Here is a 26,467-nt window from a genome sequence, read left to right as displayed (position 1 = left end):
AAGTTACGGGATTCGGGAATCCGGGTTTGGGGTTTAGGGTTTGCGGGTGGGAGAGTGAGAGGGTTTGAGGGTAAACGGGTTTGGATGTGGGAGTGTATGAGAGTAATTTTTTTTGAAATAATAAAAAAAGAAATTCCATACATGTTTGTCAAACTGTTATTTTTGCTTCTAGCTTCTAGCTTCTAGCTTCTAGCTTCTAGCTTCTAGCTTCTAGCTTCTAGCTTCTAGCTTCTAGCTTCTAGCTTCTAGCTTCTAGCTTCTAGCTTCTAGCTTCTAGCTTCTAGCTTCTAGCTTCTAGCTTCTAGCTTCCAGCTTCCAGCTTAACTAAAACTGCCATCCATGAAAAACAACAGTTTCACAGCCCCATTGGAAATTATAGGAATTAATCCTTTTGTATTCGTTCCGGAAGAAATACTGGGCATGATTTTTGAAAAATCGGGGCGAAATAAAAGTCCTATTCCGGTAAAAGGAACTGTGAACGGAAAGGAATTCAAACAAAACCTGATGAAATATCTGGGTGAGTGGAGATTATATATTAACCTGATCATGTTGAAAAATTCTCCAAAAAGAATAGGGGAAATCATTGAAGTGGTATTGGAATATGATGATTCTGACAGAAGCATTTCTATTCATCCCCAATTGGAAAAAGCAATTAAAGAAAGTCATCTTGCTATGGAAAATTTCGAAAAACTGATTCCTTCAAGAAGAAATGAACTGATCCGGTATATCAATAATTTAAAAACCGAGGTCAGTATCCAAAGGAATATTGAGAAAATCATCCGGCACCTGCATGGGGAAACAGATTTTTTCGGAAAGATGATTGAGTAGGATAAGCACCCTTCTCAATAATTTAATCTGATCTTTGTGTTAAATTGAAATTAAAAAAGAAAATGCCGGAAAAATTTTCCGGCATTTTTTACTAAGAATTTAAAGCTTTGCTAAGTTTTAAAGCATCCTCATTGGTTGGGTCATACTGTATTGATTTAGCAATATGCTCCTTGGCCTTATTAGGATCTGTTTTCTGTTCTGCAAAGGCAATATAGAAATAGGCGTATGCCAGGTTTTTTTTATTTTGTTCTACTTCTTCCGGTTTTATTGTTGCAATATACTTTTCGTAAGCAAGTTTTGCATTGGCATCATCTTTAGCAGACTGATAGGCATAAGCCTGGCTATAATAAGACGGAGCCCAGTCCGGTAGTAAAGCAGAGATTTTTTTCCAGGTTTCAATGGCATTAGGCCAGTCTGAGGCATCCTGGTATGCTGCTGCTAATTTAGCTAATGATTCTGTATCCTTTGGATTGGCCTCAATCTGTTTTTTAAGACCTTCAATAGTCGGGTTGGTTGTTTGACTCGTTGCTGCCGAAGTTTCCGGCTGAGTTGTTTGTGCATTTACAAGACTTACACTTCCTGCCAGTAATAATCCTAAAAAAAGACTTTTACTATTAATTTTACTCATTTTCATAATCTTATATTTTATTTTAAGTTCAAAGTCTAAAATTCAATAATAATTCCACAAAATTTTAAATTTTAGAGGATTTAAGTTTTTTTAGAAAATATTAACGGGATTGAGGTTTTTTTTAGTTTAATTTTTGATTCGTTAATGTTTGAGGCTATCTTTGCTATTCATTTTTATTAATATAATTTTGTGGTATGAATATCATATTAGCCTCAACATCCACACTTTTTGGTGGAGAATATCTGGAATACTTAAGAGAAGAATTAATCCAACTCTACAAAGGGATTGATGAAATTGTGTTTATCCCTTTTGCAAGACCGGGAGGTATTTCCCATGATGACTACACTGCAAAAGCGCGTATTTTCTTTGAAACCATTCATATAAAAGTAAAAGGACTTCATGAGTTTGAAAATAAAACAGAAGCCCTTAATCAGGCAAAAGGGTACTTTACCGGAGGCGGAAATACTTTTTTATTGGTTAAAACATTACACGAAGAAGGCCTGATGGCTGTTCTGAAAGACCATGTATCAGAAGGTAAAGCTTACCTGGGATGCAGCGCAGGAAGCAATATCGGCGGTCAGAATATGAAAACTACGAATGATATGCCAATTGTATATCCACCAAGTTTTGATTGTATGGGACTTGTTCCTTTTAATATAAACCCGCATTATCTGGATCCCAACCCGGACCTGAAACATAACGGAGAAACCAGAGAAACCCGTATCAGAGAGTTCCTTACCCAAAATGATACTAAGGTAGTAGGCCTGAGAGAAGGAAACTGGATCAGAAGAACCGGAGACTTAATAACCGTGGAGGGAAGTGAACTGACAAGGATTTTTGAGAAAGATAAAGAACCTTACGAAATTGAAGCAGGAAGCAGACTTTAATGAACGAACAAGAAATTAATCTTTTTATAGAACGCAATGTGTCCAACTTTTCAGTGAACAGCACCGGATGGGATGAGCTGATCCGTAAATTACTGCATGAATTTGCCATTGCCGGCTGGAATAGGGAGCACCGGGTCTTTGGAAAGGAAAAATTTGGTGAATTGAGATGTTATACCTATTCTGAAGATGAAACACTCAATAATGAATTAAAAAAGATTAAAGACAAATATTCAGAATTATCCGTTAAAACATGTGAGATCTGTGGCAGTGAAGGGAAATTAAGAACAATTGGTTCATGGCAGACAACATTGTGTCTGAATCACTTTCTGGAACAGCAGCCGGTTATTGAAATTGATAGCAGCCAGAACATTAGAAAAAATAGTAAAACCATTCTGAATATTAAGAATATCATTAAAGCAGAGATAGAAGATGATCTTCAGAAATTATGGCTTTACACCCATCAGGAAGAAGAAATTTATTTTTCATGGCAGGAACCGAATTATTATTTGCTTTTAAAAACGATTCCTATTTCGATTTTTCCGAAAGACAGACAAAGTGAAATTTCGATGTTATTTCAAAGCCTGAATGATTGTGAAATATGTGGTCACAAAGCTGTGTATCAAAGAAACTGTTTGCGCTGTCATCAGGAGCCATGGAATGATTTGGGCTATTTTACTGAGGATTATGGAGACAAATCAAATTATATAAAAGAATGCCAGATGGATATTTTTATAGATGAAGATGATTATGAGAAATATTTTAAATATGACCAGTCGTTCGAAACATCTCCTGACCATCAGATTCTTTTCAGTTCCAATGATCTCAGGGAGTATGAAAAGCTTTTATTTTAACTATATTTGATATTAGAATTAAATAAATAAAAATGGTTCAGCTACATCCCGAATCAATTATTGTAAACTGTATCTGAAACCTGTACATTTAAATTCAAACAACAATAATGAAAAAAACACTCGCTGTTCTTATGCTTTCTGTACAGATGCTTTCTGCACAGAATATAGCCCAGAAATTAGATAAAGCAACAAAGGATCTTATGGATTCTTCAGGAGCAGTTTCTTCCAGCCTGTCATTTTATGTTTCAGATGAAAACGGCAACTTTATATATGAATACCAGGGCAGCAAAGGACTTTCAACGGCTTCTACACAGAAAGTTTTTACTGCCGGTGCTGCACTGGAAACGTTAGGGAAAAATTATACGTTTACAACCACTTCCAGCTATTCCGGAAATATCTCCGGAGGAACGCTGAACGGAAATCTTTTCATCAGTTCCAATGGTGATCCTACTTTGGGAAGCTGGAGATATGATGCCTATACTCCTGAAAATTTTAAAAAGAAGCTGATGGGCGCAATTAAAAATTCAGGAATCACAAAAATATCAGGTGATCTGGTAATTGATGATGCTTATTTTGACCATCAGACGATTCCCGGAGGATGGCCCTGGGATGATCTTGGCAATTATTATGGAGCCGGTGTCTGGGGAATCAACTGGAAAGAAAATCAGTTTGATATCAATATAAATGGTACCGATTTTAAAAGCTTTTCCTATCCGCTGGAAGGCGTGAAATGGCTGAATGATCTTAAAGCCGGCGGCAGTTCAGATCAAAGTCTGATTTTTACAGCGCCCCATTCTGATGTAGCATTGATTAACGGGATGCTTCCATCAGGAAAAACCGTTACCGTTTCCGGATCTACACCCAATCCGCCTTTACAGCTGGCTGCAGAAGTGAAACAGTGGCTGAAAGAATCAGGAATTGAACTTGCTGGAAAGGCAGTGACAAATTCACAACTGGAAATAGAAGGAAAACAGGGGCTGGCTGCTCCGAAAAATAATATTCTCCTTACCTATCAATCACCAACTCTGGATAAAATTATCTATTGGTTTCTTAGAAAAAGCATTAATCTGTATGGAGAAACACTGATTAAAACTTTAGGAAAAGAGAAAAAAGGAAATCCAAGCTTTAAAAGCGGGGTGTCTTATCTGAAAGAATTCTGGAAATCAAAAGGGATCAATCCTAATATGATCAATTTTGCTGATGGAAGCGGACTTTCTCCACAAAATTATGTGGCCGCAAAAGCAGAAGTGCAGGCGCTGTTATATGCTAAAAAACAATCCTGGTTTGATGCGTATTACGATGGATTTCCTGTTCAGGATAACGGAATGAAAATGAAAAGCGGAACCATGAGAGATACCAAGTCTTTCGCAGGATATCATACCGCAAAAGATGGAAAAAAATATGTATTTTCGATTATTATCAACAACTATCAGGGCAGTGGAAATACAGAGCTGCAGAAAATCCTGAATGTTTTAAAATAAATACCTTTGAGAAAATCCATACTCACCAGGCTGAATAACTGGATCATTTTTGTTGTCATGACTACTTTGGTTATCGCTATTGTAGTGGCTTCTACATCACTTATTAATTTTCTCAGAAAAGAGGAGATCAAAAGGATCAGTCTTCTTTCCAAAGCGATAAGGATACAGCAGGAAGTAAAAACTCCGGATACGGATGTGCTGGATCTTTTACCGGATATCCTGAATATCAACAATACCATTCCGTTCATTGTGACGGATAAATACAAAAACCCGATTCTTGATCTCGGATACTACAGAAATATTCCTGAAAGTACCATCAAGGACCCTGAAAAACTGCAGGATCTCATCCGGAATATGGAGAAAAACTATGATCCTATCGAGATCAAAGTACCGGATGGGAATAATCAGTTTGTTTATTATGACAACTCGCGTCTGCTTAATAACCTCCGGTATTCACCTTATATTTTAGGACTGTTTATTTTACTGTATTTCGGGTTTTCATTCTGGTTTTTCAGAACGATCAAAAAGACTGATGAAGGATATCTGTGGGCAGGTTTGGCTAAAGAAACGGCTCATCAGATCGGAACTCCTTTATCTTCCATGATTGGCTGGATGGAAATTATGAAGCTTGATAATCCTGAATCAGAAGGTGTACATGAGATAGAAAAAGATATTGAAAGACTCAGAACAATCTCGGAGCGCTTCTCAAAAATAGGTTCTGTTCCGGAGCTGAATGACAGGAATTTTAATGAAACCATCCAGGAGAATTATGATTACTTAAAAACACGGATCTCCAGAAAAATTAATTTCACCCTGAATCTTCCTACTTATACCGTGCTGGTTCCCCACAATAAAATTCTGATGAGCTGGGTCATTGAAAACCTGGTGAAAAATGCCGTGGATGCAATGAAAGGAGAGGGTGCAATCACCATGTCTGTTTTTGAAAGAAATAAGAATATTTTAATTGAAGTAAAAGACAACGGAAGCGGAATGACAAAACAGCAGGCACGGAATGCTTTTAATCCAGGGTATTCTACCAAAAAAAGAGGCTGGGGATTAGGGCTCTCATTGGCCAGAAGAGTCATTCATGAATACCACAATGGCGATATCAAGATTTCCCAGACTGAAGTAGGAAAGGGAAGCACCTTTAGAATAACGATAAGAAAGGAAGAGTGATTCTCACTGAAATTCACGTAAATGGGAAACCTAACAGGTTTTCAAAACCTGTTAGGTTTGAATGTTAAAGAATAAGATCAACTTGATAAAATAAAAAGCGGGGAAAATTTCCCCGCTTTTCTCTTTATTTTTTACCCGTAAGCCACTGGGTCTGCAGTTTCAGTTCTTCCGGAGTTGGATTCGCCTTGAATGAAGGGATTTCCATGGTCATTTTATCCAGAATAGCTTTTCCTTTCAGCGTCATTTTCTCTTTCTTACCGGCATTATCTCTTAAAATGGTTACCGTAACGTCCTGTCCGTCCTTGATGGTTCGGGTATACCCGATAAAATCCTGTATTTTTTTAATGTCTACTGTTTTCCCATCCAGAGCAAGAACCTGGTCAGTGATTTTGAATCCTATACTTTTTGCAAACGGAGACAGAGCAGAATGCTCGTCAAAAGCAAAAGCATTGGTTTTTTCATCAAAACCTGTCTGGTTCGGGTCTTTGATAAACCAGAACAGAGGCTGGCTTTCCTGTTTTTTAATATCCACACCTACCATGCTGAGGTATTGTGCATAAGGTGTTGGCTGGTTTCCTGCAATATATTTGTTATAGAAGTCTTTCACCTGAGGATATCCGGTTACCGTTACCAGTTCATCAATCAGTTTATCATCTTTGAAAGGTTTGTTTTCACCAAATCTCTGAGACAGTTTTCTGATCATATCACGATATCCCATTTCTCCGTTGGAAAGTTTTCTAAGCTCAATATCAAGGCACATTGCCAAAAGGGCTCCTTTCTCATAAACGTTTCTGTACTGATCCTTATAAGGCTCCACTAATACGTTTTTACTCATTACTGTAAATGGCATTGTATCGTCATAGCTTTTGGAGTTGGCAATTTTCTCACCAATTCTTTGAATGAACTGTTCTTTATTGATCAGGCCTTCCTGAATCTGAAACAGGTTGGCAAAATATTCCGTTCCTCCTTCATACATCCATAAGTGCTGAGACATTTTCGGATCTGCATAATCGAAATAGTGAATCTCCTCAGAGTGTGTCTTCAGAGGGTTTACTGTATGGAAAAACTCGTGGGAAACCACATCGGTAATGGTGTTGTCAATAGCATCTTTCGGCATTGCTTCAGGAAGAACCACACTTGTGGATTCGTGGTGTTCCAGTGCTCCGAACCCTTTTACTCTAGGCCCGTCACCACCGGAAAGATAAAGCATGATTGCATACTTCTTATTGGTATTCATATCCCCAAGGAATTTCTTCTGGGCAACCACCATTTTTTCAAGATTATCTTTGAAATCTGCAGCTTTATATTTTCCTGTTGGAGAATATACACCCAGTACAAGATCCATTCCCCCGGCGTTGAAAGTGATATAATCCGGTTTTGTATACATTAATGGTGAATCTGTCACTTTGGCATAATTGGCCAGCGTGTAGGTATCTGTAGCATCGGATTTATCCTGGTCTACCAAAGCTGTTGTTCCGTAAAAATCTGTTGGCTTCTGAACAATCAGCTGATAAGGAACATCCTGCATATTCTCAATATACCCGACAAATCCGTGGGTATTGATCATATATACTTTTCCTTCCTCAATATCAGTTCCTGAAGGAGAAAATACGGCTTTATGCTTTGATGTATCTGATTCATCATCAAAACTGTCATTCACAAGGTATGAAATTTTGGAAAGACCCTGCGCATTTTTCAATGCATACGTATTGTCATTTACTTTAGTATAGGTAAGTTCTTTCCCTTTATTATCGTAAAATTTGATTCCTTCGATGAATCTTCCATAGTCATCTACAGAATAAGTACCCGGAACCGTCTTTGGGAAATGAAATTTAATATCTCCGGATTTCATTTTCGGAAACTCCATGGTAACGGCTACTTTATCATCTTTCACATTGACAAGGTCGATGGTTGTTTTTATAGACTGGGCATTTGCTAAAAAAGCAGCAAAAATACCAAGACTAAGTACTGTTTTTCTCATTGGGTTTATATTAATAGTTAAATAGTTGATTTTTTTATCATTTTGTTACTGAGAAAGTATTAAACTTTTCTTAAAATTTTAAGATATAAAAGCGAAAGGCAAATCTGCTGGTATGCAAATCTGCCTTTTTCTTTATTTAATATTCTTATAATTAATATAATAGTTGGGATCAAGCTCAACCGGAGAGTTCTTTTTAAGCTTTACGGTCTGCCATTCTTCTGTTGGATTTATGGTCTGATCACCATTGATGATTATCGGCAGTTTAAGGTTTTTTACCACATCGGTATAACGGAATTTTAACGTATCCCCATCCTGAGCATACTCAAGGGTTGGAATTTTTATTGTTCTCAGGTACTGATCAAACACTGTTGAAAAATCGATTCCTGATTTTGAGGAGATATAATTTTCTACCTGTTGTGTGGTAACCGTCTGATGATAGAAGTCTTTGTTCAGCCCTCTTAAAATCTGCCTGAATTTTTCGTCGTTATTGATTACCTGTCTTATCGTATGAAGCATATTGGCACCTTTGGGATACATATCTCCGCTGCCTTCATTCCTTACTCCGTATTTTCCGATAATAGGGACGTCATTATCAATAATTTTTCTGATTCCCTGGACATAGGTTTCAGCAGACTTTTTATCCATATATCTCTCCGTGAAAAGAGTTTCGGAATAGTTGGTGAAACTTTCATGGATCCACATATCAGCCTGATCTTTTGCTGTGATATTATTAGCGAACCACTCATGGCCGCTTTCATGAATAATAATGAAATCCCAGTGTAATCCTACGCCGGTTCCTGAAAGGTCTCTGCCAAGATAACCGTTCTGATATTTATTTCCATAGGCTACATTGCTCTGATGTTCCATTCCAAGGTGGGGAGACTCTACAAGTTTGTATGAATCTTCATAAAACGGGTATGGCCCAAACCAGTATTCAAAGGCGGAAAGCATAGGTTTTACCTGTTGAAATTGTTTTTTCGCCTTGTCTAAATTATAGTCAAGTACCCAATAGTCCAGGTCCAGTTTTCCTTTTTCCCCATCAAAGGTATCTTTGAAATTTACATATTTTCCTATACTCGGTATAATGGAGTAGGCGTTAATAGGGTTTTTAACCTCCCAGGTATAAGTGGTTTTACTGCCGGTTGTTTTTTTATCTGTCAGTCTGCCGTTACCCACACCTACCAGTTCATTCGGAGTTACAATTTTCATAATGATTCCGTTATCAGGTTCATCACTCCAGATATCTTTGGTGGGAAGCCATATAGAGGCTCCTATCCCCTCGTCAGCAGCAGTCATCCATGGATTTCCTTTTTCATCTTTCGTGAAAACCCATCCTCCGTCCCAGGGTGCCTTTTTAGCAATGGTAGGCTTTCCGGAATACGTGACATTAATCGTATATTTTTCGCCTTTTTTGAATTTTTTATTGGTAGTAATAAAAATAAAATCTCCATCCTGCTTATAGCCTGTAATAGGGAGATCTCCTTCAACTTTATCCGCTTTCATAGGCTGCTGAAGATCAATCTGGAAAACAGGGCTGCTGACATCCTTTATGATCTCAAAGCTGATTTTATTATTTCCCTTAATGCTTTTCTGCTCAAAATCAGGCTCTACAGAAAGGTCATATTTTTTAACATCCCAAAAATTTCTGAATTCAGTATTGGAACCTTTTAAAGTATCCTGTTTGGTGAAAACCTTATTCTTCTCAAAGAACTGTCCGAAAGCCAGTCCTGATGCAAATAAGAGTGTGTATGATAACTTTTTCATTTAAACTTTTATTAATAATCTATTCAAAAGTATAAAATTAAAATTAATAGCCCCATGCCGGAGCTCAAATTAAATAAAGATTAAAAAAAGACATAAAAAAAGCCCGGTCATGACCGGGCTGTGAAACACTGATAGTTTTTATTTTTTGATGAATTTCAGATTTGAAGTGGTTCCTTTATCTTCAATTGAAATAATATAAGCTCCCGTACTTAATTTTGAAACAGAGATTTTATTATCATTGATCTGGCCATTCATAACTTTTTGACCAGCCATATTGGTTATGATATACTGAGCTTTAGATGAAATCTGAGTTACATTTAATACATCACTTACCGGGTTAGGATAGATCTGAATTGAGCTCTTGTCTTTCACCGTCTCATGGGTAGCAAGCTGCTGCTGGATAAGTACCGGATAATCCTCCACTTCACCATACTGCTGGTTGCTGCATCCGCTGCTTGGCTGGCTTTCATAGCCTAATACAACTCTCATAATTACGTTTCCTCCTGTATAAGCATCTGCTGGTACTGAGAATGTTCCGGAAACAGGTGTTATAATGCTAGGTGCACTGGTGTAGATGACTTCAGATGAAGAGAATACTCCGTCTCTGTTGAAATCTATCCAAGCCGTTACTCCGTCATTATATTGTGAACTTGTCCATGCTTTGGTAATACTTACATTGTTACCTGAAGATCCGGCCATAAGCGTGATCAGTTTTGAAGGATCTGCGGTATAATCTGTATAAGGTGCATTGTTGCTGCTATTCGAAACAGGGGTCATTCCTGCAGGGGTTACCGTAACATTTGAAATATACTCGTCGGCAGCATTTGATCCCGTTATTGAACATTTAGCAAATGGGGAAGTGGTAAAATTTGTTGATGCTGAATAAGAACCAACAGAGGCTCCGCAAACATTGGCAACCTGTACTTCGTATTGAGTGGATTCGGTAAGTCCTGAAATGTTGTAAGAGTTCGTTGAAACAGGAACAGTAGTCCATGTTGCTGTACCTACTTTTCTATACATTACAGAATAAGTTGCCCCTACTAAAGCAGTCCAGTTTACAGACGCTGATGTTCTTGTAATACCGGTCACCGTAATACCTGCCGGAGCAGATGTTGTACAGGCACTTGCAGATGCAGAGACGGTAGCATTTCCAATGGCGTAGAATACATTGTCAATTGCGCTTACTCTTATTTTTACGCTGGCACCTGTTGCCAGAGAAGAGAACGAAAACGGTTCAGAACCATCATTAGCTGTAGATGGTGTAATTACCGTCCATGTAGTTCCATTGTCTGTAGTATAATCTATTTTAACGTTCTGCACATTATACGGAGCATTATTAGTATTTACTACATCCCAGGTAACTGCTCCCGGTGTATTATTATAAACAGTAGTTGATGTTACTTTAAAAGGACCTTCATTTCCTATATCCACTTTCATCAGGCTGCTCTGTGTCTGCTGTTGTGCAAAATCCGGATTATTGTCTCTTACCGTTACCTTGAAATTCATAGTTCTCGGGATATTGGATACTGTTTCCCAATCTGCAGCACTGGTAAGAGTGCCATTAATAACATTTGAAAATTTAGGAAAATAACGGGTAGGAGAAGTGGTAGGCATTAACGATCTGAAGTTAGCTCCATTATTTCTGGTGGCACTCACCGGTCCAAAAGCAGAAGTAGCCAGATCATATTGTTCCCAGGTATAGGTCATCGGATCATTTTGGGGGTCTGTTGCAGAAGCTGTTAACACAAAAGCTGTTCCTTTAGGGATCATTTTGTTGACATTTGGCTGAATGGCAGGAGGGGTATTGGCTACGGTTGTAATCGTACCACAATCCTGAGAATTGACATATACGCCTACTTCTTCAATATTTTTGGTATGAAAATAAGCATCAGAATGCATCTGAACATTATAATTGGTAATACCGGCATATCCCATAATGGTAGATCCTGACCCGGGCTCCATGTGGGCACCATGCAAAGCAATAGACATGGTATGTGCTGCCCCAAACTGGTGGCCAATTTCGTGAGCTACAAAATCGATATCATAATTATCTCCAAAAGGCTGATCCGGAGTAGAAGGAGAAGTAATTCCTGCTCCTTTAGAAGTTGCATCATTGCTGCTTGCAGGATTTCTGCAGACATTTCCTACATCTCCGGCACTTCCGCCACCACCTCTGTGACCGAAGAAGTGTCCTATATCATATGCATTATTTCCTACACCAGCGGTATTGGTAAGGGTTTGCTGAAGCTGGAGATTCCATGCTGAGGGAGCACTATAGGTACCATTTGAATTGGTAATTACAGTCGAATAAGGGTCTGTTGCGGGATCTGCAAATATAAGCTGTGGAAGATCCTGCACAATCATATGGATTCCAAAATCTTTCTCAAAAACACCATTTACACGGTTCATTGTAGCATTAATACGGGCTGCAGCCAATGGAACGCTTCCGGCAAGTTGTGTATATTCACCGTTTACGGAGATTGCAATTCTGTAGGTTCTGTATTTCTGTTCATTGCTTTTATTAAAACCACCCAGTCCATTCAAAACATTTTTGGTTTTAAGCAGCTTATTCATCTCTTTTTTTGCCTTTTCAGGTTCAGAAGTTTTACACTCGAAAGGATCTTCATGAGATTTGTTGGATTTGAAAAAGACTCCGTATACATCCTTTTCTTTGTTGATGGGTTCTATGAATTCGTATCTTCCTGTATCAGCATCAAAAACCATAGATTGGAAATCAGTCGGTGCAGTACTGAACCGGATTTGTTTGTGTGGATTATCCATCCCGATGCCTGCATATGCTCCCAGTTCATACCGGTCTGCCATAGACTTTTCTACAACTGGCGAACTGTATACTGAAAACCTTTCAACTCTTCCGTCTGCTGTAGGGACAGAGACAATTACCGGACTTCCTTTTCCTGCTTCAGGAACATTCTTTAGTTGGCTTCTCAATGCAGAAAGATCAAACTTGTAAGCATATTCTACCTTTACTTCTTTTCTTACCGGTGTGATTTTTTCCGAGACCGGTTCCCAGCGTTGTGCCTGTAAACCGCCCAAACTTAAAGCCAATGCACAGACTAAAATAATTTTCTTTTTCATATTTTTTATTGTTGTTATTGAAGTTTTAAATATAGTGTATTTTTTTTAATCTTTAGTTAGAGATAGATTGTTAATTACTCCCAACTTTATAATTTTACTTGAATTTTATTGTTGTTTTTAATTATATTAAGAATAATCTAATTAATATTGAAATTTTTATATAAAATAAGCGCTACTATTCATCCGAATAGTAGCGCTTAAGCTTTTATAAGTAAAAAATACTGTTTATTGTTGTTGTGCCGGAAGATTTCCGTTGCTTTTCTGTACTTTTTTATAAGTAAAAGTACACATCATAATACTGAATTCATATAAGATGAGCAATGGGAAGGCAGCCATCAGCATACTTAAAACATCTGCCGGAGTAATGATGGCGGCAACCACCATAATCAAAATAATAGCATGACGGCGGTAAGTCTTCATAAATGTAGGATTAAGAATTCCGATACTGGTAAGGAAATAGATCAGGATAGGGAAAAGAAAAATAACGCCCATACCCAAAACCACCTGCAAAAATAAAGTCGTATAATCACTTAAATCATAAAGTGGAACAATAATATCTGAAATTTTAAAAATAACTCCGAAATTAACGGCAAACGGAAGGATCAGAAAATAACCGCATAATACTCCGGTCATAAAAAGAATCCATACGGCATTAATAATATAAATGGAATTTTTTCTTTCTCTCGGATGTAAAGCAGGACCGATAAAACGCCATAATTCCCATACAATATAAGGAAATGCAGCTACCATCCCTCCAAAAACAGAAACCGCCATCATCACATTGAACTGCTGGTATAATCTCTGCACACGGACAGGGAAATCTTTCGGAAGATGGATACTGTCTTCTCCTAAAATCATTCTTGAAAAATGATTAACAACTTTAAAGGTCGGAAAATCATTTCTGGTAGGACCAAAAAAGATATGGTCCATAATCCAGTTGATATTAAAACCAACCACAAAAGCCGCAATTATGATAGCAATAATCGATCGGATCAGATGCCCTCTTAATTCTCCTATATGCCCAAGAAAGGACATGTCTTTACCATCACTCACAGAATAAAATTTTAAATCGCAAATTTATAAAAAAAATGACAGAAGTAAGCGTCTGCAGATGATTAGTTAAATTTTACTTTTAATCTGCAAATTATCGTGTATTATTAATTCCTAACTCCTGGATTTCTATTTTCTAGTTAATTCCTTCGTCCAGCAGTTTATGCAGGTCTATAATCCCGAAATATTTTCCGTTTTCCGTTACCACCAGCTGGCCGATATTATTTTCTTTTAGAACTTTCATGGCTTCTTTAGCCAGAGCATCTTTTTCAATTGTTCTCGGACGGGCAGACATGATATCTTTAGCCATTACCTTACTCATATCTTCTCCCTTCATCAGCATTCTTCTCAAATCTCCGTCTGTAATAACCCCAATAATCTGATCTTGATGGGTTACCACTGTAATTCCATGGCTTGATGCACTGATTGAAATAATTACGTCTCTTATCGGAGAATCTTCCGAAACCTGAGGCTTCTGAGAAGATAGAAACTGCTCAACTTTAGAAGTCAGGTTTTTCCCTAAGCTTCCTCCGGGATGGAATTTTGCAAAATCATTAGCTTTAAAATCGTTCAGTTCCATAAGAGCAACTGCCAACGCATCGCCTAATGCCATTTGTATAGTAGTAGAGCTTGTAGGCGCCAGCTTATTCGGGCATGCTTCAATATCCACGTGGGTATCCAGGATAACTTCTGAAAATTCACCCAGTTTACTGGCTTTATTTCCGGTCATTCCGATTAATGCAGAAGAATAATCTTTTAAATAAGGAACCAGGTTAGTGATTTCCGGAGAATTTCCGGAGTTTGAGATACATAAAACCACATCCTGCTTCTGAATTACCCCGAGATCTCCGTGAATCGCTTCTGAAGCATGTAAAAATTGTGAAGGAGTACCCGTAGAATTTAATGTCGCTACGATTTTGTTCCCAACATGGGCAGATTTTCCTATTCCTACTACGATGAGCTTCCCTTTTGCTGAGTGAATAATCTCTACAGCCCGCGCAAATTGGTCATCAATTCTGTTTTTTAATTTTTCTAATTCAGAAATTTCTATCTCCAGTGTACTTTTTGCAATTGATATAATGTTGGTTCTATCCATGTTATGATGATGAGGTATACAAAAAAGTTATTAAATAACGTTATATTTTAAAAAGAATATTTAATATAAATTTTATTTTTTATAAATTCGTTCGCTTTTATTTTAAGCAGAATTTTTATAACTTTGGGTGAGATGCAAATTTAGCAATTGAAAATTAGATGAGCGCAAAAAAAGCCAATTTATCAGGCGAATTGAAAAAGTATTTTGGGTTTTCTACATTTAAGGGCCAGCAGGAACAAATTATAGACAACCTATTGAACGGGAAAGACATATTTGTTTTAATGCCCACGGGTGGCGGAAAATCATTATGTTATCAGCTTCCGGCTCTTATTTCGGAAGGTACCGCAATAGTGGTTTCGCCCTTAATAGCGTTGATGAAAAATCAGGTAGATGCAGTGAATGGCCTTTCATCTGATGATGGAGTAGCACACGTCCTGAACTCATCACTAAACAAAACGCAAACCAAGCAGGTTTTTGACGATATCAAAAGCGGCAAAACCAAACTTCTGTATGTAGCCCCTGAATCATTGATTAAAGATGATTACCTGGATTTTTTGAAAGAAGTAAAAATTTCTTTCTTTGCTATCGACGAAGCCCACTGTATTTCAGAGTGGGGCCATGATTTCAGACCGGAATACAGGAATCTGAAACAGATTATAGATAAAATCGCCAATGTACCGGTGATCGCTTTGACAGCTACTGCTACTCCTAAGGTTCAGGATGATATCCAGAAGACTTTAGGGATGATTAATGCACTGGTGTTTAAAGAAAGTTTCAACCGTCCCAATCTATACTATGAAGTACGTCCGAAAGTCAATGTAGATAAGGAAATTGTTAAATTTATCAATCAGCATAAAGGAAAATCAGGAATTGTATACTGCCTGAGCAGAAGAAAAGTTGAAGAATTTGCCCAGCTTCTGCAGGTAAACGGAATTAATGCACTTCCCTACCATGCGGGTCTTGACCAGAAAGTAAGGGTAGCCAATCAGGATAAATTCCTGATGGAAGAAGTGGATGTGATTGTTGCAACCATTGCCTTCGGGATGGGAATTGACAAGCCGGATGTTCGTTTCGTGATCCATTACGATTTCCCGAAATCACTGGAAAGTTATTACCAGGAAACCGGAAGAGCAGGAAGAGACGGAGGTGAAGGCCATTGTCTGGCATTCTATGATCCCAAAGACATTGAAAAACTGGAAAAATTCCTGGCACAAAAGCCCGTTTCTGAAAGAGAAATCGGACTGCAGTTGCTCAATGAAGTGGTAGGCTATGCTGAAACATCCATGAGCAGAAGACAATACATTCTATACTATTTTGGAGAAACTTTCGATCCGGTAAACGGAGACGGTGCCAAGATGTGTGACAACTCATCCAATCCGCCAAAATTAAAGGATGCAACTGCTGATTTAAAAAAATCTTTGGAGCTGATTAATGATACAGGAGAAAAATTCAAGTCCAAAGATCTGATATCAGTCATTGTAGGAAAAGAAAATGCAGTGACAAAATCTTACAAGCTTGAGCAGAGCTCTTATTTTGGTTTTGGAAAAGAAGAAAAAGATAATTACTGGAAAACGATTTTAAGACAGGCAACTGTCCAGAATTTTTTACAGAAAGATATTGAAACCTATGGGGTTTTAAAAATTACAGAGAAAGGAAAAAGTGTCCTGAATGGTAAATCTAAAGGCCTCTTTTCAATTGCTGAAGACAGAGAATTTGATCTTACCCAGACGAAAGCCGAGAGTGATCAGGTACAGCAGCAGGCTGGAGGAGGTCTGGATCAGAATCTTTTTAACCTGTTGAAAGAACTCAGAAAAAAAGTAGCCAAGAAACATGGAATTCCACCCTATACAGTGTTTATGGATCCGAGTTTGGAAGATATGACGGTTCAGTATCCGATTACGGTGGATGAAATTACCAAAATCTATGGAGTAGGCGAAGGTAAAGCTAAAAAGTATGGTAAAGAATTCGCAGACTATATCAAAACCTATGTAGAAGATAACAATATCGAACGTACTCAGGATATGGTGCTGAAACAGGTCGCCAATAAATCAAGCCACAAAGTTTTCATCATCCAGAGTACTGATAAAAAGATTGATCTTGAAGATATAGCAAGAGCTAAAAACCTTTCTATAGACGAGCTTCTGAAAGAAATGGAAAGGATTGTGTATCAGGGAACAAAACTGAATATCGACTATTATATTGAAGATAATTTTGATGAAGACATCGTAGACGGCTTCATGGAATTCATGAATGAATCTGAAAGCGACAGTATGAAAGTATTGCTGGATGAATTTGGAGATGAATTGTCTGATGAAGAAGTGAGAATGTTGAGAATCAAGTTTATCAGCGATGTAGCAAATTAAAAATAAATTTTTTACAATGTAAATTAAAATAAAGTAAGCTTTTCATTGAAAAGCTTACTTTATTTTTTTAGGATACCAGGCTTATTATCGAGAAAATAGATCCGTTTTTAAAGCTTAGTTAATTTCTGTTAATAAGCATCAAAACAGCAATTTTCACCTTTGTAAGATTTGACATATAACTAAACTTTTTACTAACTTTGATGTGATGAAAAAAATATCTGTCATATTTATTCTGCCGGATTTAGAAACCGGGGGTGCAGAAAGGATTGTTACTACCATAGCGAATCATCTTTCCAGAGATAGGTTTGAGCCTAAGATTTTGCTGTTACGTAAACAAGGCGGATATTTGGATTTTCTGAAAAAAGATGTCGAAATCATTGATATCAATACCGAAAGAATAAGACATTCATTAAAGCCAATCTTAGGCGAAATCTACAGAAGGAAACCCGATATTGTTTTCTCAGGATTTGGTGAGGTAAACGCTTATTTATCCCTGTTTATAAAACTCTTTCCGAGAACGAAATTTATTGCCAGGGAAACCAATGTTGTTACCCAGCATGTAACCCGTAAAGAGATTAAATTTTTCTACAATTTTTACAATAACTACCAGAGAATCATTGCTCAAAGCGATGATATGATGAAAGATCTTGTTGATAACTTCAATATTAAAAAGAAGAAAATCGTAAAGATCAATAATCCTGTAGACTTTGATTTTATTGAAAATAAACTGGCAGTATCTTTAAAACCCGAATGCTTCAAGTACAATTACAAAAATGTTGTGGCCATTGGTAACTTATCTTCCAGAAAGGGATTTGATAACCTTTTGAAGGTTTTTTCAAGACTTAAAAATGAAAATATTATTCTTCATATTTTAGGCGATGGAAAAGATAAAGATCTGTTACTTCAGACAAAAGAACTTTTAGGGTTAAAAAAAGTCATTTTTCACGGCAGACAGGAAAATCCTTACCAATATCTGAAATATGCAGATTTATTTATCCTTTCTTCAAGATACGAAGGTTTTCCCAATGTACTTCTGGAAGCAGGAGCCTGTGGAACGTATTCCCTGGCCAACAACTGCCCTGGGGGAATCAATGAGATCATCCAGCATAATGTAAACGGAGAAATTGCAGATATTGAGAACCATGACAGATTTGCCCAGGAGATTGTAAGAATACTTCAGAGCAATTATAATAGGGATGCTATTAAGAACTCTATTAAATCAAGATTCTCAAAAAATATTATTTTAGATCAATATGAAAAGGTTTTATTGGATTTAATAAAGCCTTAATGACTTCATTTGCTTTGTGAATTATTAATTTCTTACTTTTGGAATTATAAATTTTTTCTGAAAACCCATTTTTCATTCATGAATAAAATCCAAAAATTAGATTGCGCCTGCGAAAAGCCTGATTTCAATTATACTGAATACAGAAGTTCAGAATTAGGTATAGATCACACCAACGGAAGATATGGAGAAGTAACGATTCAACAGTGCAAGTTGTGTCAGAGAATATGGATTCATTATTTTGTGGAGTATGAGAGTTTCCCCAAATCAGGAAGATGGTACAAAGGAATTGTTTCAAAAAAAGACCGTCCTCAAATCACTCCGGAAAATGCAGTGGAATATCTGGAAAGCCTTGACTGGTATGTGTATGGTGGTTCATTTTTTGAAAGTACGGGCACATTTGGGCAGGGAAAGCTCAATGTGTAATATATTGATTTAATAAAGCATACATCGTAAAATTGAATATCAAATGAAACCGTTTATAATGGCTGTTTTCATGCTGAGTTCTGTTGTAATGGTGGCTCAGCAGAAAACAATCACCAGAAAAGAATTGCTAAAAACTGCTCTTGATCAGAAAGTTAAATCCACAGAAATTCAGGAAATAAGAATGTCTGCAGGCCAGGGAGCACCCGAACATCTGCATCCGTGCCCTGTCTTGGGAATCATCAATTCAGGGGAAGCCGTTTTTCAGATAGAAGGAAAAGAAAAAGTGTTGCTTCATGAAGGGGATGCTTTCTATGAACCTAAAAATGTGAAAATTCTTCATTTTGATAATGCATCGCAGAAAAACCACTTGTCTTTACAGCCGTTTATCTGAAGGAGGGGACTGAGGAAAATATAAAGTTCATAAAATAACACTTTTCATAAAACTAAAACATATAATTATCATTTTTAAAATTGATAAAACTCACTTTGGTGCTTGGTAATTTATATGTAAATTTGTGAGAATTAAGATAGATAATAATAAACAAATTCATACAATAACATGAGTCAATTCGATGTTACCGTAATAGGTTCTGGTCCCGGTGGTTATGTGGCTGCAATCCGTGCAGCACAATTAGGTTTCAAAACAGCAATTATTGAAAAATATTCAACTTTAGGCGGAACTTGTCTTAACGTTGGATGTATTCCGTCAAAAGCACTTCTTGACAGCTCTGAACATTTCGAAAATGCAAAACACAATTTTGCAGGCCACGGAATTATCATCAACGAGCCGAAGGCAGATATCGCTAGAATGATCGAACGTAAAAACGAAGTGATCAAGCAAAATACAGACGGAATCAGCTATCTGATGAACAAAAATCAGATTACTGTTTTTGAAGGAATAGGAAGCTTCGAATCAGCTACTCAGATTAAAGTGACAAAAAACGACGGTTCTTCTGAAACCATCGAGTCTAAATATACCATCATTGCAACCGGTTCTAAACCATCTGCATTGCCTTTCATCTCTTTAGATAAAGAAAGAGTGATTACTTCTACGGAAGCTTTAAACCTTAAAGAAATTCCTAAGCATTTGGTAGTAATCGGAGGAGGGGTTATCGGTCTTGAACTAGGCTCAGTATACCTTAGATTAGGAGCACAGGTAACTGTTGTTGAATTTATGGATAAAATCATCCCTGGAATGGATGGAGCTTTAAGCAAAGAGCTGACCAAAGTTCTTAAAAAACAAGGAATGAAGTTTATGCTTTCGACTGCGGTTTCTGCGGTTGAAAGAAACGGAGATACTGTAAAGATCACGGCTAAAGATAAAAAAGGAGAAGAAGTAGTGGTAGAAGGAGATTACTGCTTGGTTTCTGTAGGAAGAAAGCCTTATACAGACGGTCTTGGTCTTGAAAAAGCAGGGGTAGAGCTTGACGAAAGAGGAAGAGTAAAAGTAAACGACCATCTACAGACTAACGTAGCTAATATCTATGCAATCGGTGACGTTATCAAAGGGGCTATGCTTGCTCACAAAGCCGAAGAAGAGGGAGTTTTTGTTGCTGAAACATTAGCCGGACAAAAACCTCACATCAACTATAACCTGATTCCTGGTGTTGTTTATACATGGCCGGAAGTTGCGGGAGTGGGTAAAACTGAAGAGCAGTTAAAAGAAGAAGGCGTGGCTTACAAAGTAGGATCTTTCCCAATGAGAGCATTAGGTAGAAGCCGTGCAAGTGGTGATATCGACGGTCTTGTTAAGATTATTGCAGACGAAAAAACGGATGAAGTTTTAGGAATGCATATCATAGGAGCAAGAGCTGCTGACCTTATTGCTGAAGGAGTAATTGCTATGGAATTCCGTGCAAGTGCTGAAGATATTGCAAGAAGTTCTCACGCTCACCCAACCTATGCAGAAGCGATTAAAGAAGCTGCATTGGATGCTACAGCAAAAAGACCTATTCATATGTAATAATTGATTTAAAAGATTTAATCATTTAAATATTTAAATTAAAGGCTGTTTCTTTTTGAAGCAGCCTTTTTATGTGGCTTTTGCTATAAAAATGAAGATTGGTTTTGAAAATTTCATGTGTGAAGAAGATTTTATCAGCTGGATGCTGTTAAGAAGCTGAACTTTGTTACATCTATACTATAATTTGTGCAGATAAAACCGGGACTTTAGGATGTACGATGCTTTCAATTTTGAGATAGCCAAGGAGAACTGGCGGATTATATCCTAACTTATAATATCATATAATTTTTGTTATTTTAAACTTCGAGAAATCATATATTCAATAGAAACGGGCTTTAGCCCGTTTTTTCATAAAACAAATTCATTTAGGCTTCAGCCAAAACCTATTTTTTGAAATGAAGATTATTTTTAATATTTTGTAATTGTTAGGCTGCTTGTATGGAACCTTTAAAGAATTAAAATAGCATTAACTAGGTTAGCATCTTCAAATTTCCGTACCTTTGTAAGCTAATTTTATCATCAATGCAACTCGGAAAAACTCAGACTTTAACAATTTCAGAAAAAATTAATTCAGGATGGATTCTTGTAGACGAATCAGGAGAGAAAGCTTTTCTGCCTAAAATCTTTATTCAGGATGAAAAAGAAACAGGTGAGGAGGTTGAAGTTTTTGTGTATCAGGATGACGATAAATTAAAAGCAACTACTGAAATTCCATTGGCTGAAGTAGGTGAATTTGCAGTAATGAGCTGTGTACAAAGTCTTCCAAGCGGAGCTTTTATGGACTGGGGAATTATTAAAGACTTATTTATCCCTTACAAGCAGCAGAAAACCAAAATTGTGGAAGGGAAAAGATATCTGGTCTATATTTACGTAGATGAAGACATGGAACTGATTACCGGAACTACAAAATTCAAGAGAAACCCTCAGTATGATGACCTTCCGTTCCAAAAAGGTGACAGGGTAGACCTGATCATGATGAACGAAAGTGAGCTGGGCTGGAATGTTGTTATCAACAAACAATATATTGGACTGATCTATGCTTCCGATGTTTTCAAAAAGCTATATCCACTATCAGAGGAAACAGGATATATCAAAACTATTCGTGAAGATGGAAAAATAGATATTTCCTTACAGCCGGAAGGTTTTGAAAATATTGATGAGTTCAAGCAGAAGATTCTGAACAAGCTGGAAGAAAATTATGGACTTCTTTATGTATCCGATAAATCTTCTCCTGAAGAGATTAAAGATGAACTTCAGATGAGTAAGAAAAACTTTAAAAAAGCGATCGGAGGACTTTATAAAGATAAGATTATTGATATTTCGGAAGATAAAATCAAATTATTATAAAATAAGAAAACGGGCAGAAATTTCTGCCCGTTTTTATTTTTTACCTTTCAAAAATGAGATTTGTTCTTTTAACATGACTATCTGGTCGTCTTTTGACTGGATTAGCTTGTCATATATTTCTTTAATATCCTTAATGATATCTTTATAATTATTATTAATAGTCTCCACATAGCCATTTCCATTACCTTCGTTAGACAAGCTATGAATAGTATTTTTATTTTTAATATCCAAAAGATTAGATAAATCCTCTCCGAGAATTTCAGAAATTTTCATAAGCCTTTCCACACTTAGTTTGGTTTCTCCAGTTTCTATTTTACGGTAAGCCGCTGGAGTTATATCCAATTCATGAGCCATGTTTTCAAAAGTATAGCCTTTTTTACTTCTTTGTTGGGTAATTTTCTCAATAATTTTTTCAATTTCAATCATTTGTATTTATTTTCCTCAAAAGTATATATTTTTTACTAAAAGTATTTCTCTGCATTGAACGATATGTTTAGTTTAGATAATGAAAAACACAAGTGCACAAATGTTTTTTTTAGTGTATTAAAAATTATTAAAAATTAAAAATTTCATTTTATGAAAAAAAATCTATTCACAGTGCTTTTGGTTGCTGGAACAACTTTAGGATTTGCTAAAGACAACGTACAAAAAAATGAAGTAGAAACTGCTACAGCAAAAGAAGTAAAGCAAGTTGCAAAAGCTTATCAAATCAATTCTATTGAAGAAGATTTATTAAAAGCAACTTGTACGGATATTCATGCTTTTTTTGATGAAGTTGATGGAGAATTAGAGTATCAAGGGTCAATGGAGATAAGTTATGAATGTGACAATGCTGAAGTTAGCCTCTATATTTGGTATTAATTAGTACTAAACTTAATTTGATAAGAGACTTATTTAAGTCTCTTATCTTCTAAATTTATTTTGAAATGTATAAATCTATTATATTCTTTTTGTTCTTTTTTTCAATATTTATCCATTCACAGGAAAAATTAAAAGTAAACTACGAAGTTATTCATCAAACTAATGTTTCCTGGGGAGACGCAAAGTTATCTGATGAAATGAAAGATCAAATGCTGAAAAAAATAGAACAGCTAAAAAAGCACCCCGAGTCTTGTATTCTCTACTATTATGGGGGAAATTCTTATTTTACAGAATTAGTCTCGGATGAAAAAAACATAAATAAAAAACAAAAAAAGGAATACTTTAAATTTAAAAACCAAAACAGTTATTATCAGTTAAACGATTACAGAGTTGAGGAATTCTACGGATATTATCCAGACAGCAGCTCTGAGATTGAATATAAGGATGAAAATCTGATTATTGAAAACTATCTCTGTAAACTAGCAATTGTCAAAACAGGTAATATTATCAGTAGAGTATGGTATACTGAGGAAATTCCGGTGTCCGCCGGACCCTATAATTTTAACAGCCTGCCAGGTTTGGTTTTGAAAGTTGAAAATTCTAAATATTTGTGTTATGCCACTCATATTTCCAAAGATTGTAAAGAACACGAAATAAAAAAAATGGACTCCATACTTTCGGTCTATAAAGGACTAGAATTGGAGACAAAAATAAAAGAAGGCAAGGATAAAATGAGAAAAAATGGAAGAGAAAATTTAGAAGCATTTAAACAAAAAATGCAAAACTCTAAGTAGAATTAAATTGAATATTAAAAGTATGAAAGGTGTTGTTACATTATTATTTCTTTTTTTATTCGGTGTGTACTTTTCACAAAATATTTTGATAAAGGTTGTTGACCAGCAAGGAAAACAACTTGATAACATCAATGTCCAGCTCCAACAAAATGGACGAACATTGCAATTCAAAAAAACTGATTTACAAGGAATTTGTAATATTAATATCTCAACAAAAAGAGTTTATACATTAAAATTTACTTCATTACTCTACAAAACAAAATTTGTAGAAATCAATACATCGGAAAAGTCAGACTTTGAAATTACTTTGGAGCAACAGATCACAGAAATAAAAGAAGTAGAAATAAAATCACGGCCCAAAATTGCTTTTGCAAAAGGAGATACCATTTCTTACAACTTAAAAGTGATTAAAGACGGAACTGAAAGAACCGTAGAAGATCTGATCAAAAAATTACCAGGATTAGATATCAATGAAAATGGAAAAGTAACCAATAATGGAAATGTTGTAGGGCAGGTTTTGGTTGATGGTAATGAACTATTTGGAAAGAATCATAAAATGGCAACTCAGAATATTTCTGCTGATATGATTCAAGGAATTGATTTTTGGAAGAACTATACAACAATTAGCGGAAATCAATCTACTGCACTTAATTTAAAACTTAAAGATGAGTATAAAGGAAGGATCACAGGAAATGTAGAAGCTAATTATGGAAATAAAAATAGTTATCTTGCACACGCCAATCTATTCAAATTCAGCAAATCTGGAAATTTAGCATTAATCACTGATGTCAATTCAATTGCTAAAGATCCTATAAGCATGATGGATTTTTATGAAATGAATAAGCAGGAAGAAGTGGGTAATACAAACAATGTGACGAATGTTGATATCCCCGCTTTTTTAAATAACGATGGAAAAGTAAAATTAAAAGATAATCTATTTGGAGCGTTGCAATATTCAAAATCAGGGAAAAATTTGTCTGTAACTGCATTTTCAATTTTTGATCGCTCAAAATTAGAGAAACTCTCAACAATTAATAGAATAGCATTTCCAGAGCAACCTGCAACCTATAATTTTTTTGAAAATCGTGTAGAAAAAAACAAAGGATATTTTGGAACAACTCAAATTAAAGTAAAAAAAACGTTCTCAGACAATAGTTTTTTATATTATAGTTTTGGATACAATCCCTCAGAAGACAATTTTAATCAAAGCATAAACAGAAATACATTTCTTAAAAACAGTGTTTTTGATGTTGAAAATACTGTTAAAAGTACAACATTTGGTAATTTTCTTTCTTGGAACAAAAAAATTAATAGTTCTAAAATAATCCTTGCTTTTTCTCAACAGCAAAATAATTATATGTCTTTGTTAAATATAAATTCTACTGAGAATATTTTTCAAAATTCCCTTAATAGTTTATCACAAAAATTAGATACTGATTCTAAAAAATACACTGTGGATTTTTCTCTTAAAAATAGCTTCAAATTTATTACGGCTAACTTTAGATCAGGATTTTCTATCAAAGATGAAAATGCTGTATTATCAGAAGTCTTTAGTAATAGATCTGAAACAAGAAATCTGAAAACACACCACTACCTTAATGAAATTTTCACTCAGAAAAGCATAGGGAGTTTTGACTTTTCAGGAACATTAAGTTCCCATTTTATCAATTTTAATCAGATAGAAAAGCATTATTTCGAAAAGAACTTGCAGATACAATACAAACTACGCTCAAAAGCAAGTATGGTTTTCAGTTTAGAATATATAAATCAATATAAATCTCCGGAATTTACTCAACTATTATATGATGAAAATTACAATCGTAATTTATCATATATGCGGAATAATTCCTTATTTCCAGAAACTTTGATTAATACGGAGACATTCAAATTCAATTTTATTCGTTTCAATTTGAAAAAAGGAAACTATTTTTTTGCTGTGTTGATGTATGAAAAAGCAAGTTCTAATTTTACATCAGATGTATCTAACTATGGGATGATTTCGGAAACTTTGAATGTTCTGGGTAGTTTAAATGATCGTTGGTTCTTACTTGTTTCTGATGATAGAAGGTTAGAGGATTTTCTCTCACTCAAATCTAAATTTACTGGATCATATAGTCGTACTAATAATTTTATTAACCATCAAACGAATCAGACTAATTTGAAAAACTTTCAAATAGAACAAAAGCTCTTAACAAATTTTAAGGAAATACCTATACAATTTGATTTTGGATATACATTTACCAAATCATTTTTTAATCAAAGTCTTTTTAATACTGCTTCAAGTCAACAGAATTTAAAATTATCTTTAGGAATTCGAACAAATATTAAAAAAGAATGGATTGGAAATTTTCTAGGAGAATACCTCATCCAAAAAACGCAACAAAATACAATAAAGAATTTTTTATTAGGAGGCCAAATTTCATATAGGAAAGAAAATTCGGTCTTGGAATATAATATGGCTATGAATAATATATTAAATCTAAACTCATTTAATTATATAAATAGCTCTGTTTCACTTTTAGGAACGGATGAAACTTCAACAATAGCATTACATGGATATATTATGGGTGGATTGAAATATAATTTCTGA

General features: G+C 35.7%; 21 protein-coding genes. 14 read left to right on the top strand and 7 right to left on the bottom strand.

What is annotated here, in order from left to right; all coding sequences use genetic code 11:
* Positions 1 to 339 precede the first annotated feature (339 nt).
* Positions 340 to 828 carry a YdeI/OmpD-associated family protein gene (locus tag ACP3T3_RS05240; protein WP_426478865.1) on the top strand — a complete coding sequence of 163 codons (489 nt, stop codon included), beginning with the start codon at positions 340 to 342 and terminating at the stop codon, positions 826 to 828.
* Between the two features lie 91 nt (positions 829 to 919).
* Here ACP3T3_RS05240 and ACP3T3_RS05235 read toward each other — a convergent pair whose 3' ends face one another.
* A complete protein-coding gene (locus ACP3T3_RS05235; RefSeq protein WP_426478864.1) occupies positions 920 to 1,456 on the bottom strand; it encodes a tetratricopeptide repeat protein in 537 nt (178 codons plus the stop codon).
* A gap of 194 nt (positions 1,457 to 1,650) precedes the next feature.
* Here ACP3T3_RS05235 and pepE point away from each other — a divergent pair, with 194 nt between their 5' ends.
* The 4 genes from pepE (at position 1,651) to ACP3T3_RS05215 (ending at position 5,851) form a co-directional block, all read left to right on the top strand.
* A complete protein-coding gene (gene pepE, locus ACP3T3_RS05230) occupies positions 1,651 to 2,343 on the top strand; it encodes a dipeptidase PepE (protein ID WP_426478863.1) in 693 nt (230 codons plus the stop codon).
* Positions 2,343 to 3,194 carry a hypothetical protein gene (locus tag ACP3T3_RS05225; RefSeq protein WP_426478862.1) on the top strand — a complete coding sequence of 284 codons (852 nt, stop codon included), beginning with the start codon at positions 2,343 to 2,345 and terminating at the stop codon, positions 3,192 to 3,194. Before pepE ends, ACP3T3_RS05225 begins: the two co-directional genes overlap by 1 nt.
* A gap of 107 nt (positions 3,195 to 3,301) precedes the next feature.
* Positions 3,302 to 4,675, top strand: coding sequence for a D-alanyl-D-alanine carboxypeptidase/D-alanyl-D-alanine endopeptidase (gene dacB, locus ACP3T3_RS05220; protein ID WP_426478861.1), 1,374 nt, complete (start codon positions 3,302 to 3,304; stop codon positions 4,673 to 4,675).
* A gap of 6 nt (positions 4,676 to 4,681) precedes the next feature.
* Positions 4,682 to 5,851, top strand: coding sequence for a sensor histidine kinase (locus ACP3T3_RS05215; protein WP_426478860.1), 1,170 nt, complete (start codon positions 4,682 to 4,684; stop codon positions 5,849 to 5,851).
* Between the two features lie 124 nt (positions 5,852 to 5,975).
* Here the strand turns inward: ACP3T3_RS05215 and ACP3T3_RS05210 are convergent, their stop codons facing one another.
* The 5 genes from ACP3T3_RS05210 to ACP3T3_RS05190 form a co-directional block, all read right to left on the bottom strand.
* Complete coding sequence (locus tag ACP3T3_RS05210; RefSeq protein WP_426478859.1) at positions 5,976 to 7,832, bottom strand: peptidase M61; 1,857 nt, start codon at positions 7,830 to 7,832, stop codon at positions 5,976 to 5,978.
* Between the two features lie 132 nt (positions 7,833 to 7,964).
* Positions 7,965 to 9,596: a M1 family metallopeptidase gene (locus ACP3T3_RS05205; RefSeq protein ID WP_426478858.1), complete on the bottom strand. Its 1,632-nt coding sequence runs from the start codon at positions 9,594 to 9,596 to the stop codon at positions 7,965 to 7,967.
* A gap of 138 nt (positions 9,597 to 9,734) precedes the next feature.
* Positions 9,735 to 12,692 (bottom strand): reprolysin-like metallopeptidase, encoded by a 2,958-nt coding sequence (locus ACP3T3_RS05200; protein ID WP_426478857.1) that lies wholly within the window; start codon positions 12,690 to 12,692, stop codon positions 9,735 to 9,737.
* 225 nt (positions 12,693 to 12,917) lie between these two features.
* A complete protein-coding gene (gene tatC / locus ACP3T3_RS05195; protein ID WP_426478856.1) occupies positions 12,918 to 13,745 on the bottom strand; it encodes a twin-arginine translocase subunit TatC in 828 nt (275 codons plus the stop codon).
* A 133-nt stretch (positions 13,746 to 13,878) separates the two neighbouring features.
* Positions 13,879 to 14,838 carry a KpsF/GutQ family sugar-phosphate isomerase gene (locus ACP3T3_RS05190; RefSeq protein ID WP_426478855.1) on the bottom strand — a complete coding sequence of 320 codons (960 nt, stop codon included), beginning with the start codon at positions 14,836 to 14,838 and terminating at the stop codon, positions 13,879 to 13,881.
* Positions 14,839 to 14,996: 158 nt separating this feature from the next.
* On the opposite strand from ACP3T3_RS05190, the gene recQ reads away from it, so the two are divergent.
* From recQ to ACP3T3_RS05160, 6 genes are all read left to right on the top strand, one after another.
* On the top strand, positions 14,997 to 17,201 hold the full coding sequence (gene recQ / locus ACP3T3_RS05185) for a DNA helicase RecQ (protein WP_426478854.1): 2,205 nt from the start codon (positions 14,997 to 14,999) through the stop codon (positions 17,199 to 17,201).
* Between the two features lie 205 nt (positions 17,202 to 17,406).
* Positions 17,407 to 18,489, top strand: coding sequence for a glycosyltransferase (locus tag ACP3T3_RS05180; protein WP_426478853.1), 1,083 nt, complete (start codon positions 17,407 to 17,409; stop codon positions 18,487 to 18,489).
* A gap of 78 nt (positions 18,490 to 18,567) precedes the next feature.
* Entirely contained in the window at positions 18,568 to 18,912 is a 345-nt protein-coding gene (locus ACP3T3_RS05175; protein ID WP_426478852.1) for a hypothetical protein, read from the top strand.
* Between the two features lie 43 nt (positions 18,913 to 18,955).
* Complete coding sequence (locus ACP3T3_RS05170) at positions 18,956 to 19,303, top strand: cupin domain-containing protein (protein WP_426478851.1); 348 nt, start codon at positions 18,956 to 18,958, stop codon at positions 19,301 to 19,303.
* Positions 19,304 to 19,471: 168 nt separating this feature from the next.
* Complete coding sequence (gene lpdA / locus ACP3T3_RS05165) at positions 19,472 to 20,875, top strand: dihydrolipoyl dehydrogenase (protein WP_426478850.1); 1,404 nt, start codon at positions 19,472 to 19,474, stop codon at positions 20,873 to 20,875.
* 522 nt (positions 20,876 to 21,397) lie between these two features.
* Positions 21,398 to 22,222, top strand: a complete 825-nt coding sequence (locus tag ACP3T3_RS05160) for a CvfB family protein (RefSeq protein WP_426478849.1) — start codon at positions 21,398 to 21,400, stop codon at positions 22,220 to 22,222.
* Between the two features lie 33 nt (positions 22,223 to 22,255).
* Here the strand turns inward: ACP3T3_RS05160 and ACP3T3_RS05155 are convergent, their stop codons facing one another.
* The gene (locus ACP3T3_RS05155; protein WP_426478848.1) at positions 22,256 to 22,648 is read right to left on the bottom strand and encodes a helix-turn-helix domain-containing protein; all 393 of its coding nucleotides are present in this window, start codon (positions 22,646 to 22,648) and stop codon (positions 22,256 to 22,258) included.
* Positions 22,649 to 22,798: 150 nt separating this feature from the next.
* Here ACP3T3_RS05155 and ACP3T3_RS05150 point away from each other — a divergent pair, with 150 nt between their 5' ends.
* The 3 genes from ACP3T3_RS05150 to ACP3T3_RS05140 all read left to right on the top strand — a co-directional run bounded on the left by ACP3T3_RS05150 (position 22,799) and on the right by ACP3T3_RS05140 (position 26,467).
* Positions 22,799 to 23,083 (top strand): hypothetical protein, encoded by a 285-nt coding sequence (locus tag ACP3T3_RS05150; protein WP_426478847.1) that lies wholly within the window; start codon positions 22,799 to 22,801, stop codon positions 23,081 to 23,083.
* Between the two features lie 65 nt (positions 23,084 to 23,148).
* Complete coding sequence (locus ACP3T3_RS05145) at positions 23,149 to 23,877, top strand: GLPGLI family protein (RefSeq protein ID WP_426478846.1); 729 nt, start codon at positions 23,149 to 23,151, stop codon at positions 23,875 to 23,877.
* A 22-nt stretch (positions 23,878 to 23,899) separates the two neighbouring features.
* On the top strand, positions 23,900 to 26,467 hold the full coding sequence (locus ACP3T3_RS05140; RefSeq protein ID WP_426478845.1) for a hypothetical protein: 2,568 nt from the start codon (positions 23,900 to 23,902) through the stop codon (positions 26,465 to 26,467).

Source organism: Chryseobacterium sp. CBSDS_008, from assembly GCF_049959325.1.
GTDB lineage: Bacteria > Bacteroidota > Bacteroidia > Flavobacteriales > Weeksellaceae > Chryseobacterium.
This window is presented reverse-complemented; position numbering and strand designations above follow the sequence as displayed.

Coding starts and splice junctions, on each gene's coding strand:
- ACP3T3_RS05145 (WP_426478846.1), top strand. CDS start 23,149: ATGTATAAATCTATTATATTCTTTTTGTTCTTTTTTTCAATATTTATC.
- ACP3T3_RS05150 (WP_426478847.1), top strand. CDS start 22,799: ATGAAAAAAAATCTATTCACAGTGCTTTTGGTTGCTGGAACAACTTTA.
- recQ (WP_426478854.1), top strand. CDS start 14,997: ATGAGCGCAAAAAAAGCCAATTTATCAGGCGAATTGAAAAAGTATTTT.
- lpdA (WP_426478850.1), top strand. CDS start 19,472: ATGAGTCAATTCGATGTTACCGTAATAGGTTCTGGTCCCGGTGGTTAT.
- ACP3T3_RS05190 (WP_426478855.1), bottom strand. CDS start 14,838: ATGGATAGAACCAACATTATATCAATTGCAAAAAGTACACTGGAGATA.
- ACP3T3_RS05240 (WP_426478865.1), top strand. CDS start 340: ATGAAAAACAACAGTTTCACAGCCCCATTGGAAATTATAGGAATTAAT.
- ACP3T3_RS05140 (WP_426478845.1), top strand. CDS start 23,900: ATGAAAGGTGTTGTTACATTATTATTTCTTTTTTTATTCGGTGTGTAC.
- ACP3T3_RS05160 (WP_426478849.1), top strand. CDS start 21,398: ATGCAACTCGGAAAAACTCAGACTTTAACAATTTCAGAAAAAATTAAT.
- ACP3T3_RS05155 (WP_426478848.1), bottom strand. CDS start 22,648: ATGATTGAAATTGAAAAAATTATTGAGAAAATTACCCAACAAAGAAGT.
- ACP3T3_RS05205 (WP_426478858.1), bottom strand. CDS start 9,596: ATGAAAAAGTTATCATACACACTCTTATTTGCATCAGGACTGGCTTTC.
- ACP3T3_RS05235 (WP_426478864.1), bottom strand. CDS start 1,456: ATGAGTAAAATTAATAGTAAAAGTCTTTTTTTAGGATTATTACTGGCA.
- ACP3T3_RS05170 (WP_426478851.1), top strand. CDS start 18,956: ATGAAACCGTTTATAATGGCTGTTTTCATGCTGAGTTCTGTTGTAATG.
- pepE (WP_426478863.1), top strand. CDS start 1,651: ATGAATATCATATTAGCCTCAACATCCACACTTTTTGGTGGAGAATAT.
- ACP3T3_RS05175 (WP_426478852.1), top strand. CDS start 18,568: ATGAATAAAATCCAAAAATTAGATTGCGCCTGCGAAAAGCCTGATTTC.
- ACP3T3_RS05225 (WP_426478862.1), top strand. CDS start 2,343: ATGAACGAACAAGAAATTAATCTTTTTATAGAACGCAATGTGTCCAAC.
- dacB (WP_426478861.1), top strand. CDS start 3,302: ATGAAAAAAACACTCGCTGTTCTTATGCTTTCTGTACAGATGCTTTCT.
- ACP3T3_RS05200 (WP_426478857.1), bottom strand. CDS start 12,692: ATGAAAAAGAAAATTATTTTAGTCTGTGCATTGGCTTTAAGTTTGGGC.
- ACP3T3_RS05180 (WP_426478853.1), top strand. CDS start 17,407: ATGAAAAAAATATCTGTCATATTTATTCTGCCGGATTTAGAAACCGGG.
- ACP3T3_RS05210 (WP_426478859.1), bottom strand. CDS start 7,832: ATGAGAAAAACAGTACTTAGTCTTGGTATTTTTGCTGCTTTTTTAGCA.